The organism is Pseudomonas sp. LBUM920, from assembly GCF_003852315.1.
Classification (GTDB): Bacteria; Pseudomonadota; Gammaproteobacteria; order Pseudomonadales; family Pseudomonadaceae; genus Aquipseudomonas.
The window spans coordinates 4375569-4387582 of record NZ_CP027762.1; the positions used below are offsets into that span (position 1 = coordinate 4375569).

The window sequence follows — 12014 nt, forward strand, 5'->3', positions numbered from 1 at the left end:
GCCCGCTTTTGGTTACTGCGCAACCTTGTGTTCAATCACCTGCGACTCGGTGTCATTTTTCTTGGCGCGCGCCAGTTTTTCGGTCAGCTGCGCTTGCTTGGCTTCGGCTTCGGCCTTGCTGGCGAACGGCCCCAGCAGGACATCGTCCTTGCCGTCTGTTTTCACGATATAAAAGCTAAACCCATGTTCCAGCAACCAGGCGGTCAAGTCAGTGATTGCCTGGAGCTTATGGTCCGGCGGGCCAACCCGCACGTCCCATTCCTGAGCGGCAATCGCGCCGGTTTCTGGCTGGCTTTCAGTCACGGCAGGCTTGGCCTTGGGCGCTTCGACAGGTTTGCCTTCACCGCAACCGGCCAATGCCAACACCGCAATTGCCATCGCTACTTTACGCACTGCCCTGCTCCTTTGAGGATAAAGAGGCAACTTTATCATTCACTGTCTATTCTGGCCGTCATAAACGTTGGCTTAAACAATGCGAATGATGTATCGCAGACCTGTATGATGCCGCCATGGGAATTAATGTCGCCTCTATGCGTCCTAAAAGAGGCAGTCACAGGGAAGCGCTTAGCAGTAAGCTACACACATCCGACATCTGCCCTGTCTGAAACATGTGTCCTTAAAAGTAATCAAGGAGAAGTCCATGCTTATACTCACCCGCAAAGTCGGTGAAAGCATAAACATCGGTGATGACATCACGATCACCATTCTGGGCGTCAGCGGCCAGCAAGTACGAATCGGCATCAACGCACCCAAGGACGTTGCCGTGCATCGCGAGGAGATTTACCAGCGCATCCAGGCTGGCCTGACGGCTCCGGACAAAAATCAGACTCCTTGACGCACTCTCAGTAGCCAGCCCTTTCGTTCACTGTAACGGCTGGCGAAGACCCTTCAAGCCTGCTCGCCTCTCTTGCGTGAACAGCTCGCTTTGCGCCTCGCGCTTCGCCCCAAGATGAAACTGTCTTGACGACTGGAACTTGTTGCGTAATCCACAGCCGAATCTTCTGACTATTATCCTGCCGTCCGAGTGCATTCAGGAGCACGTCGATGAGGCCTACCGCCCCCAAGCCCCTAGTTTCCAAGTCCTGGTGGATCGTCCTGCTGATAGGGCTGGTCTTCGTGACGGTGGGTTATGGCCTGAGATACGAAATTGAAAGTACCAGCGCCTCCAGTGGCAGCTCTTGGCCTGATCTGGCGCTGTTTCTCTGCGCTTACCTGTTTGCGTTCTGCCTCAAGCCTATTCAGAAGGCGATTCTGCGCAAGTTATGCCAACGCGCGGCCCAACGAACGCACCACAAAACTGCACGATGACGCCTCCTTGCGGGCAATCAGATCACCGGTATTTACAGTGTCGCGGCAAGACCTATGCTTGGGCTTGCAAGGTCAGTATTAAGGGCTGAAACAGATGGATACCCTGAGTAAATCCGAAATCGAAACTGCGCTGGCGGCCCGCCTGCCCAGTTACACAATCGCCTGCACACTGCACGCTGACGGCACATTGTCGGCTGTTCTCAGCGGCCCTGAAACTGACCACTTTGCAATCACCGGCATCGTCCGCGCGCACTATCGCGGCGCAGAAGCGATAGCCCGGCTGGCGAACGAAATCCTCAGGGAAATGGTGATGTCCCGGCAGGGCCTTCGCAGCAGCCGACTGCACGCCCTACCGGAAAACAGCGTAAGGCCGAACAGACCTGACAGCTGATAAACCTTGGCCATAACGCGGTTGGCTTTCGCGTATCAAGCCACGGCGATCGATAAACGCAACAAACCATCATCGTTACGATGCACGCGCACCTGCTCATACCCCTCAATCGACGTATGTACCGTGGCCATCGGCTGCAAGTGCGTCGAAGTCACGACTACCACGTCAGCCCCCGCCGCCTCCGCGGCGCGAATCCCCACCGTCGCATCCTCGAACACCAGGCAGTCCTGCACCGGTACGCCCAGACGCTGCGCACCCAGCACATAACAAGCTGGATCCGGCTTGCCGCTGGCGACATCCTCAGCCGTCACCAGCACTGCCGGCGGCGCAATGCCCGCCGCTTGCAGGCGGCGCATCGCCAACTCCCTGGGTGCAGACGTGACCAGCGCCCACTGATCGCCAGGCAAACTGTTCAGAAACTCGACCGCGCCCGGAATCGCGACGACACCCTCGACATCGTTGATTTCCGCCTCGGTTATCCACTGCGCTTCAACTTCAGCGTCCACGCCTGGCAATGCCTGCCGGGTAATCGTATCAATGGCTCGTGCACCGTGAATGGTGCTCAGAAAGGCCGCCACGTCCAGGCCGTGGCGTTCAGCCCAGATACTCCACACCCGTTCGGCGGCGGCGATGGAGTTGAGCAAGGTACCGTCCATGTCGAATAAAAAGGCGCGGTAACGCTGGGTAAAGGCGGCTGGACCTTGAATAGACACTGTGGGATTTCCTTTTTATCGGTAACAAATGCTGACCCCGATGCAATCTACGGATCACGTCAACACTTGTAAACGCTGCAGAGCACTGCCCTCCCCCTTTGCATTACAAGCTTGTAATGAAGCTGTAAGTCTTGTCAGCACCCTCACTTCATACAGTGGAGTCGTCAGTCACCCACACCGGGTGACACACCTGCACACTGATGAAGGGCCGCACGATGAAACCTGCAAGCACACTCTGCCTGATCGCCGCCAGCTTGTTGATGCTGGGCACCGCTACCGCCATGGCCGGCACCGTCGCACCGATCAAAGCCAACAACGTGGTCCTGGTACACGGCTCCTGGGCGGACGGCTCGAGCTGGTCCGAGGTGATCACCCGTCTTCAGGCCGCCGGCCTGCATGTCACCGCCGTACAGAACCCGCTGACCTCGGTGGCCGATGACGTCGCCGCCACCAACCGCGTACTCGATCAACAGGACGGTCCTACCGTACTGGTCGGCCATTCCTACGCCGGCACCGTGGTCAGCGACGCCGGCGCGAACCCGAAGGTCAGCTCCCTGGTGTATGTGGCAGCCCGCGCGCCGGACGCCAATGAAGACTTCGTCGCGCTCTCTGCCAAATACCCGAGCATGCCGGTGCGTGCCGGCGTTGAAGAGCACGACGGTTACCTGACCCTGAACCAGAACGCTTTCCTCAAGTATTTCGCCGCCGACGTGCCCCGCGCCAAAGCACTGGAGCTGTACGCCGTACAACAACCGATCACCAAAACGCTGTTCAGTGGTCGCACCGTGAATGCCGCCTGGCACACCAAACCGTCGTGGTACGCCGTGTCGAGCAATGACCAGACCATCAACCCGGACCTGGAGCGCTTCCTCGCCAAGCGCATGAACGCCACCACCATCGAGCTGCCTTCGAGCCACTTGTCGCTGGTGTCCCACGCCAAGGAAATCACTGACCTGATCCTCGAAGCGTCCGGTCGCCAGCCTTGAATCCGTTGATTACGAACTTGTCATGATCCTGTTGGTTGGCTGTTTGGGGCGCCTGGTTACTGTGAACTCACTGCCAATCCCGGCAGCCGACCCTTTAAGAGAACTACTGCCATGAAACTGTTTATTCTGGGCTTCGCCGCACTGCTTGCCACCGGTTCTGCATTTGCTGCCGACGCCCCTTCCGCCCCCAACGTGATCCACGACAAGACCGGCTTCTTCGTGCACCTGGACGTCGACAAAGTGCTGTCGAGCACCGACACCTACGGGCAGTGCGGCATCGTCCCCGCTCGCCTCGATTACCTCGACCACCAGGGTCGCGAACATGTGCTGGACTACCAAGTACAGGGCATCGGTTGCGCCAGTGACAATTGATCGGGCTACACTTGCGCCACGCACAGAACCAGGGCACTTCCCATGCATATCCTCGTAGTCGAAGACGAACCCAAGGCCGGCAATTACCTGCTCAATGGGCTGCAGGAACTGGGTTACTCCGTGAGCCTCGCCCGTGACGGTGTGGACGGGTTGCACCAGGCGCTGGAAACGTCATTCGACGTGATCGTGCTGGATGTGATGATGCCGAAAATGGACGGTTGGGAAGTGCTGCGCCGCCTGCGCAAGGAGGCCGACACGCCGGTACTATTTCTCACCGCCCGCGATGACATTGCCGACCGCATCAAAGGCCTGGAACTGGGTGCCGACGATTACTTGATCAAACCGTTCTCTTTCGCCGAACTGGTCGCGCGTTTGCGCACCTTGACCCGCCGCGGCCCGAGCCGCGAAGAAGAACAGCTGCACATCGCCGACCTGCAAATCGACGTGCTCAAACGCCGTGTCACCCGCGCCGGCACGCGCATTACCCTGACCAATAAAGAGTTCGCCCTGTTGCACCTGTTCGCGACCCATCAGGACCAGGTGCTGTCACGTTCGATGATCGCCTCGCGCGTCTGGGACATGAACTTCGACAGCGACACCAATGTGGTCGACGTCGCCGTGAGGCGCCTGCGCCTGAAAATCGACGACCCGTTCCAGCTCAAGTTAATCCACAGCGTGCGGGGCATTGGCTACCGCTTCGACACCCAGCCATGAACAGCCGCCGCCACTACTCGCTGACCCTGCGCCTGGCGCTGATCTTCGCCCTGCTCGCTTTTGCCCTGCTGGCTACCCTGGGCGTAGCGCTGTACCGCGAGCTTGAGCGTGAACTGATCAAGCGTGACGATGCCGCGCTGATCTATCGCGCCGACCAGTTGCGCAACCTGCTCAACGACAGCAACACCCTGGACCTGATCAAGACCAAGCCGGAACTGTTCCAGAACATGCTGGGCAACAGCGAGTCGGTGCTGAGTATCGCGGCGCCGGGGCAGAAGCCGCTACTGCTGGTCAACCCGGGCAACATCGAAATGCCGAACGTAACGCCCGTGCCAAAGGACCATGAGCTGGGCTTTTCCGACGTGCACCACTTACCTGGTGTAAACGGCGTACCCTTCGCCACCGTGGCCGCCTCGATTGATTCCGGAGACTTGGGAAGCCTGCAAGTCACCACGGGACGTTTGATGACCGAACGCACCGCCATGCTTGCCAGCTATCGCCTGAGCGTATTTATCCTGGCCAGCATCGCGGCAATTATCCTCGCCCTGGTCGGTTACCTGCTGGTGTACCGAGGCCTGCTGCCGCTGCGGCGCCTGGCCAAACACGCCCAAGGCATCGGCGTGGGCAACCTTGCCGAACGACTTGACAGCCACGGTGCACCGAAAGAACTTCTGCCGATGATCGACTCTTTCAACACCATGCTCGAGCGACTGGCCAAGGGCTTTGTGCAACTGGGCCAGGTGTCCACCGACATGGCCCACGAACTGCGCACGCCGATCAACAACCTGCTGGGCGAAACCCAGGTCGCGCTCCAGCAGAGCCGCAGCATCGAAAGCTATCAGCAATTGCTGGCCTCCAATGTCGAAGAGCTCGAACGCCTGGCACGGATGCTCGACAACATGCTGTTTCTCGCCCGCACCGATCCGGCCAGCGCCTTGCGCCAGCGCCAGGAGCTCAATGCGGCGGATGAGGTGCAACGCATGGCTGATTACTTCGAAGGGTTGGCGAGCGATGTGAATATCAGCATCCTCGCGCAGGGCGAAGGCGTGATCTGGGCTGAACCGATGCTGCTGCGCCGGGCGCTGGCAAATCTGTGTGCCAATGCCATCAAATACGGCGCACCCGGTTCGGAGCTGGTGATTCAAGCCACGCCAAACGCCGAAGGCATCCGGCTGAGCGTCATCAATCAGGGAGAAACCATCCCTGCCGAACACCTGCCCAGGCTGTTCGAACGGTTTTATCGGGTGGACGAATCGCGGGAGCGCTCGGCCCAGTCCAACGGGCTGGGTTTATCGATCGTCGCCACCATCATGCAGCTGCATAACGGCCGCTACAGCGTCACCAGTGAAGGCGCATTGACATGTTTTGAGCTGATTTTTCCGAGGCGGGAACACTGAGCAGTGCGTGCCAGAAGCCTGCTGTGATTTTTCACAGTTTTGTAGGTCGTAGCCGTCCCCATCTGCCTCTACTCTCGCCCGGAGCGCTCTCTCGGATCATTCAAAACAGGTATCACGCTTTGGTGAACAAACGCATCAATCAGGCGGCGCGAGACGCTGACTCAGGGCAGAGCCGGTGCAGGTAATAACGGAAATTCTGCTATGGAAAAACGCTTGGGTTTACTGGAAAAAAGGGCTGGCTGACATGAGAGAAGCTGATCGCCATTTCAAACAGGGCAGGTCAGCTGACCTGCCCACCGGTTTGCACGATATCCACCGGCGTGTCCCACGCCGTCTGTAGCGCAACCCGCAAACCTTCAACCATTGTCACCAGCGCCATCGAAGGCTGCGCCGCACCAGAAACCTGCTCCGGCAGGCTGGGGGGAACGTGGATAAAGCCACTGCGTATCGCCGTGCCGGCTAGGGCATGCTGCAACTGGTAAAACACCTGATTACACACAAAGGTCCCCGCCGTCTGTGAAACCGACGCCGCGATCCCGGCCTCGCGCACAGCCTTGACCATCGCTTTGATCGGCAAGGTCGTGAAATAGGCGGCCGGCCCTCCGACCACCACTGGGGTATCGACCGGTTGTGCCCCCAAATTGTCAGGGATGCGTGCGTCGTTCACGTTGATCGCCACCCGTTCCATGGAGAAATCGCTACGACCGGGGGCGAGGCCTGTGGCAATCACCATCACCGGGTCAAATTCAGCGATCAATCGCGTCAGGCACGCCCCGGCCGTGGCAAACGCACAGGGCAGTCGACGCGCGACAATGTGCACGTCTTCACTCAGTCGCACGCCGTCCAACTGGCGCGAGGCCTCCCAGGACGGGTTGATCAGGTCCTGGTCAAAGGGCTCGAAGCCCGTCAGCAACACAGTTTGCATTTTTGGCCTCACATCAACAGGTAGAGCAGCACGATATTGACCACCAGCATCATCAACGCAGTCGGCAGTTGAGCCTTGATCACCGCGTTTTTGTCTGGCAACTCCAGCAACGCCGCCGGGACGATATTGAAGTTGGCAGCCATGGGCGTCATCAACGTACCGCAATAACCGGAGAACATGCCGATCGCCGCCATCACCGCCGGATTACCGCCATACACGCCCACCAACACCGGTACGCCGACACCGCCGGTCATCACCGGAAACGCCGCAAAACCGTTACCCATGATCACAGTGAACAGCGCCATGCCCAACACGTAGACCATCACCGCCACCCACTTGAAATCGAGGTTGATGTAGGTAGTGGTGACATGCGCAACGGCCGTGCCCACCCCGGCTTCATTAAACAATAGCCCCAGCATTGCAAGCATCTGCGGCAACACCATGGCCCAGCCGAGGGCCTCGGTCAGGCGTCGGGATTCACGCAAGGCTTGCACCGGTGTGTCGCGGGTCAGCCAGCAAGCCAGGCCGAGGGCGATCAGGCAGCCGATACCCAAGGATACAAAGGTGGTGTTTTTCGGGTCCAGCAGCGGTACGCCACCGATCTCGGTGTGTTTGAGCAACACCGAGCCAATCACGGTGGTCAGGGGAATGGCCAGCGCGGGAATAAACAGTTTATGCCCCAGGCGCCCGGCACTCGCGCGGGAGGCCTTGTCATGCAGTTCGGCAGGCTTGCCGCGGCCGACGCCACCCAAGCCTGCGATCAGCGCCATCACCACCACGCCAACACCAATGACCACCGACGGCAGGCGCTCCCCCACCAGGAACGGCACAGCAAACAAGAGCCAGAACAGCGCAGTCGACCAGCGTTTGGGATGGGTGCGATCCAGCAGGATCATTCCCGCAGTTATCAGCAATAGCACACCGGCAAGCCAGTACAGGTACTCAATGGAGATGATCATTGTGCAGCCTCCACCGGCGTGGCGGCGGGCGTCATGTCGCGCGTAAGCCTGCGATCAAACCGGTGCAGGCGAATGGCATGGATGATAAAGGCGCAAATCGCCGTCGGGATGCCCCACACGGCAATGTGCAGTGGCTCCACATCAATCCCCGAACCCAACAGGAAGGTGTGCATCAGCGCGATCGCACCAAAGGCGACAAAGATGTCCTCACCGAAAAACAGCCCGACGTTATCGGTTGCCGCACACATGGCCAGCACTTTGTGGCGCAACCTGTCCGGCAGCTTGCCGTAGCGTTTCTCCGCCGCCCCTTCGGCCATGGGCGCCAGCAGCGGCCGCACCATTTGCGGATGGCCGCCCAGGCTGGTCAGGCCCATGGCGGCGGTGGACTCGCGCACAAACAGGTAGATGATCAACAGGCGCCCCACTGTGGCTCGCTCGAAACGCGCGATCCAGTTTTGCGCATGCAAGCGCAGGCCATGGCGCTCCAGCAGGCCAATGACAGCCAGGGGCAATAACAGGATCAGTTGCAGCGCGCGGGTCTGAAGGAAACCTTCGCCCATGCTGGCGAGGATTTTTTCCAGCGGGAAGTGGGCTGCCAGCCCGGTGGCGATGGCAGCGGCGGTAACCACCAACAGCGGATTGAAGCGCAAGACGAAGCCAACCACGATGACAAGTACGCCGATCAACGGCCATAGGTTCACAACAGTTTGCATGACGGAGAGGTCCTTGAATGCGCGCTGCGGCGCCATTACAGCAGGATGTGAACCAAGGGTTCACAGCATGAAAGTGGCATGCAGCCCGGCGCGGTTTTTATTGTTGACCCGATAGGTCGAGCGTCAGTGGCGGCAACTTTGCTGCCTGGGGGCGGGAGGTGTCCAACAAGAAAAATTGTTGCTGCAAACCAATAAATTTTGTGGGTGATTGGCGCCGGGTGAGTCGGCGCCGTACGAAGATTCAGCCGAGGCGTTTCTGGAAAAAATGCCGCTGGTGACCCGCCGGGTAATCAGCAATATGGCCAAATTCACTGAAGCCCAGCTTTCGATAAAACCCCGGCGCCTGAAAGCTGAAGGTGTCCAGCCAAATGCCAACACATTGCCGTTCACGGGCCAGGTCTTCGGCGGCGCGCATCAAACGCGTGCCGGTACCTTGGGTACGCATCTGATCCGGGATGCTCAACAGCTCAATGAACAACCACCCGTAGGAAATTTTTCCATAAAGGCCACCGACAACGTCTTGCGTGGCGGGGTCTCGCAACAAAATCCCGACGGTTTCGAACGCCATGTTGCCCGTGTGACCAAGGTTGTAAGCCCTCAGCGGTTTGAGGATGGCCTCACGCTCCTGCGCCGTTACGTCGAACGACACTTCCATTGCCACTTCCATAACGTGCTCCCTGGTATGAATTGAGTCGGCGGCCAGTATGCAGCCTTACTGCGGCTTGAGCAGCGCCTCGTAATCCGGGCTGATCTCCGCCAGGATCATCAAGGCTGCCGCCCCCAATGCCACTGCGTCCTGCCCTGCGGCCCCCATTTGAATGCGCGGGTACTGGCGTTCGGCACGGCTACTGACGGAACGGCTCAATGGCTCAAGGCGGGTTATCAGGCGGGCAAGGATGGCCTCAGGCAAAAAGCCGCTGATCAGGATGGTCTGCGGGTCAAGCACTGACTCCAGGATGTTGATCGCCTGGCGCAACGCCGGCGCCGCTTCCGCCAGCCAAACCTCTACGTTTGCGTCCAGCGCCTGATCGTTGGCGTCCCACGCGCAGAAGTCATGCTCGGCCGGCAGGCCCAGGTGCTCCAACAGTGCGGCAATGGAGATGTAGCGCTCCAGGCACCCTTGGTTACCGCAGGAACACGCCTTGCCACCCGGAATCACCGTCATGTGCCCGATCTCACCAGCATTGTGCCAGTGGCCGGAATACAGGCGGTTATCCAGGTACAAACCGGCACCAAGACCGCTGCCGATAAACAGGTGCACAAAATTCGTCAGCTCGCTGGCGATGCCATACAGGCGCTCACCCATGGTCGCCGCCGTGGCATCGTTTTCTATCAGTACCGCCAGGCCGGTTTCCCCCTGCAAGCGCTCAGCGATATCCGGCTCGTCCCAGCCGGACATCGCCGTCGGCCCGACCGCCGTCATGCCTTCGACACTGAAAGGGCCCGGCAGGGCAATGCCCACACCCAGAAAGCGCCCGGCCGGCCTCTGCTGCCGAAAACCTTTCACCGCGTCCAGCACCAACGGTAATGCCTGCTCGAACGTTGGGTAGCTGACGGTCAGCGTGACTTGAGCCACCGTCTGCCCAAGCAGATCAAGCAGCACGCCGATGATGCGGTGCTGTTCGATATGAAAGCCGATGGAATAACCACCGTCGGGGTTCAGCGACAACGGCACCGGCGGTTGGCCTCGCCCACCCTTCTCGGCCGCATGAGCGAGCAGGACGCCTTCTTCGTGCAACTCGGTGACGATATTGGAAATGGTCTGCGCGGTCAGCGAGGTGAGCCGCGTGAGGTCGGCGCGGGTCAGCCGGCCGTTCTGGCGGATGGCCTCGAGAATCACCCGACGGTTGTGCAACCGGGCGTGTTCGGCATTCGTGCCAGTGGTGAGCGTGCGTTTGTTCTGAGGCGTTTTCATGGGCGGATAATCCGCGCAGCCGATTAATTAAATCAAGTTGAATTAATACTCTTGCTGTGGTTTTCTAAGCGCCTCGGTCTCTCGCACCCACTGCGAATGCCGGTTACGCCCCATAACAATAATGACGGGTCGACAGCACCCTCGATGGCAAGCAGCCCCCTTTGCACTCTGCCCTCACGCGCCTGTCACTCGAACAAGAGGTCGTCCCCATGAGCACGCTGACACCCGTTGACCCGGATTTACCCAACAGCAAACGCAAAATCGGTCTATTCCCCGCCATCACCCTGAACATGAGCCAGATGTGCGGCGTGGGCCCCTTTATCACCATCCCGGCAATGATCGTAATCATGGGTGGCCCCCAGGCCTACCTGGGCTGGATCCTTGGCGCCCTGCTGGCCCTGTGTGACGGGCTGGTCTGGGCCGAACTCGGTGCGTCATTGCCAGGTGCCGGCGGCACTTATGTTTATCTGCGTGAGGCGTTCGGCAAACGAACCGGCAAGCTGCTGCCGTTTCTGTTCGTCTGGACGGCGATGCTGTTCATTCCGCTGATCATGTCCACCGGCATCATCGGATTTGTGCAATACCTGACCTGGTTTTGGCCCGACATGAGCCAGACCGTCGGCAACCTGATCGGCCTGGTGGTGATCTGGCTGATCATCGTGATGCTGTGGCGCAAGATCGAGTCCATTGCCAAGTTGAGCATCGTGTTGTGGGTGATCATGCTGATCAGCATCGGCGCGCTGATTGCCGCCGCACTGTCCAATTTCCACGCCGACCTGGCGTTCACCTTCCCCGAAGGCGCGTTCAACCTGGCCGACAGCGGTTTCTGGTTTGGCATGGCCGGCGGGTTGACCATCGGCATCTATGACTACCTGGGTTACAACACCTCGGCGTACCTGGCCGGTGAAGTCGAACAACCGGGCCGGGTGATTCCCAAGTCGATCATTCTGTCGATCGTCGGCATCCTGGTCATCTACCTGGTGATGCAAGTCGGCGTATTGGGCGTGGTCGACTGGCACCGCATGCTCGACCCCGAATCCGCCGCCTACAAGTCGGTAGCCTCGGTGGTACTCAGCGAAACCTGGGGCAGTACGGCCGCCGGGATCGTCACCGTGCTGATACTGATCACCGCAGTCGCCTCGGTATTTGCCGGCTTGCTCGGCGGCTCCCGCGTGCCCTTCGAAGCCGCCAAGGACAACGTGTTCTTCAACGCCTTCAGCAAGACCCATCCCAAGCATGAGTTCCCTACCTGGGGCATCTTGAGCATGGGCGCGCTGACTTCCGTGGGCTTCATGATCGGGCGACTGACCGATTTGAATACCCTGATTCAACTGCTGACCACGGTGATGATCCTGGTGCAGTCAGTGGCGCAGATCGTCTCGTTGCTGGTGCTGCGCAAAACCAAACCGCACCTGGCCCGGCCTTACAAAATGTGGCTCTACCCGGTGCCTGCGCTCATCGCGCTGCTGGGCTGGGTGTATATCTACATGGCGTCCAACCACAACGCGCCCGGCGCCTACCCCATCCAATGGTCGCTGGTCTGGGTGCTGGCCGGCAGCGTGGCTTATCTGTTCTGGGCGCGTGTTCAGCGACTATGGCCCTTTAACAAGTGATTAACGCA

The 12014-nt window shown here is 59.5% G+C and carries 15 protein-coding genes; 8 read left to right on the forward strand and 7 right to left on the reverse strand.

Annotation, left to right across the window (positions count from 1 at the left end):
- Positions 1-12 precede the first annotated feature (12 nt).
- Positions 13-393, reverse strand: coding sequence for an SPOR domain-containing protein (locus tag C4J83_RS20165; RefSeq protein WP_119742657.1), 381 nt, complete (start codon positions 391-393; stop codon positions 13-15).
- A gap of 247 nt (positions 394-640) precedes the next feature.
- Here C4J83_RS20165 and csrA point away from each other — a divergent pair, with 247 nt between their 5' ends.
- From csrA to C4J83_RS20180, 3 genes are all read left to right on the forward strand, one after another.
- A complete protein-coding gene (csrA, locus tag C4J83_RS20170) occupies positions 641-835 on the forward strand; it encodes a carbon storage regulator CsrA (protein ID WP_003192511.1) in 195 nt (64 codons plus the stop codon).
- A 209-nt stretch (positions 836-1044) separates the two neighbouring features.
- Positions 1045-1308, forward strand: coding sequence for a hypothetical protein (locus C4J83_RS30815; protein WP_106580522.1), 264 nt, complete (start codon positions 1045-1047; stop codon positions 1306-1308).
- 94 nt (positions 1309-1402) lie between these two features.
- Positions 1403-1699 (forward strand): hypothetical protein, encoded by a 297-nt coding sequence (locus tag C4J83_RS20180; RefSeq protein WP_106580521.1) that lies wholly within the window; start codon positions 1403-1405, stop codon positions 1697-1699.
- Between the two features lie 35 nt (positions 1700-1734).
- Here the strand turns inward: C4J83_RS20180 and C4J83_RS20185 are convergent, their stop codons facing one another.
- The gene (locus C4J83_RS20185) at positions 1735-2412 is read right to left on the reverse strand and encodes an HAD family hydrolase (RefSeq protein ID WP_106580520.1); all 678 of its coding nucleotides are present in this window, start codon (positions 2410-2412) and stop codon (positions 1735-1737) included.
- A 215-nt stretch (positions 2413-2627) separates the two neighbouring features.
- On the opposite strand from C4J83_RS20185, the gene C4J83_RS20190 reads away from it, so the two are divergent.
- The 4 genes from C4J83_RS20190 to C4J83_RS20205 all read left to right on the forward strand — a co-directional run bounded on the left by C4J83_RS20190 (position 2628) and on the right by C4J83_RS20205 (position 5881).
- Positions 2628-3398: an alpha/beta fold hydrolase gene (locus C4J83_RS20190; RefSeq protein WP_119742653.1), complete on the forward strand. Its 771-nt coding sequence runs from the start codon at positions 2628-2630 to the stop codon at positions 3396-3398.
- A 111-nt stretch (positions 3399-3509) separates the two neighbouring features.
- Positions 3510-3770 (forward strand): DUF2790 domain-containing protein, encoded by a 261-nt coding sequence (locus C4J83_RS20195; protein ID WP_119742650.1) that lies wholly within the window; start codon positions 3510-3512, stop codon positions 3768-3770.
- A gap of 42 nt (positions 3771-3812) precedes the next feature.
- A complete protein-coding gene (locus tag C4J83_RS20200; RefSeq protein WP_106580517.1) occupies positions 3813-4484 on the forward strand; it encodes a heavy metal response regulator transcription factor in 672 nt (223 codons plus the stop codon).
- On the forward strand, positions 4481-5881 hold the full coding sequence (locus C4J83_RS20205) for a heavy metal sensor histidine kinase (RefSeq protein WP_119742648.1): 1401 nt from the start codon (positions 4481-4483) through the stop codon (positions 5879-5881). The genes C4J83_RS20200 and C4J83_RS20205 overlap by 4 nt, the downstream gene beginning before the upstream one ends.
- 280 nt (positions 5882-6161) lie before the next feature.
- On the opposite strand, the gene pcp is transcribed toward C4J83_RS20205, so the two are convergent.
- The 5 genes from pcp to C4J83_RS20230 form a co-directional block, all read right to left on the reverse strand.
- Positions 6162-6806, reverse strand: coding sequence for a pyroglutamyl-peptidase I (gene pcp, locus C4J83_RS20210; RefSeq protein WP_124418032.1), 645 nt, complete (start codon positions 6804-6806; stop codon positions 6162-6164).
- An 8-nt stretch (positions 6807-6814) separates the two neighbouring features.
- On the reverse strand, positions 6815-7765 hold the full coding sequence (locus tag C4J83_RS20215) for a DUF979 domain-containing protein (RefSeq protein WP_106580514.1): 951 nt from the start codon (positions 7763-7765) through the stop codon (positions 6815-6817).
- Complete coding sequence (locus tag C4J83_RS20220) at positions 7762-8478, reverse strand: DUF969 domain-containing protein (protein WP_106580513.1); 717 nt, start codon at positions 8476-8478, stop codon at positions 7762-7764. The genes C4J83_RS20215 and C4J83_RS20220 overlap by 4 nt, the downstream gene beginning before the upstream one ends.
- A 241-nt stretch (positions 8479-8719) precedes the next feature.
- Entirely contained in the window at positions 8720-9145 is a 426-nt protein-coding gene (locus C4J83_RS20225; RefSeq protein WP_106580512.1) for a GNAT family N-acetyltransferase, read from the reverse strand.
- 45 nt (positions 9146-9190) lie between these two features.
- Positions 9191-10393, reverse strand: coding sequence for an ROK family transcriptional regulator (locus tag C4J83_RS20230; protein ID WP_124418033.1), 1203 nt, complete (start codon positions 10391-10393; stop codon positions 9191-9193).
- Between the two features lie 209 nt (positions 10394-10602).
- Between C4J83_RS20230 and C4J83_RS20235 the strand changes: the two genes are divergently transcribed.
- Positions 10603-12006, forward strand: a complete 1404-nt coding sequence (locus C4J83_RS20235; protein WP_124418034.1) for an APC family permease — start codon at positions 10603-10605, stop codon at positions 12004-12006.
- Positions 12007-12014: the final 8 nt, after the last annotated feature.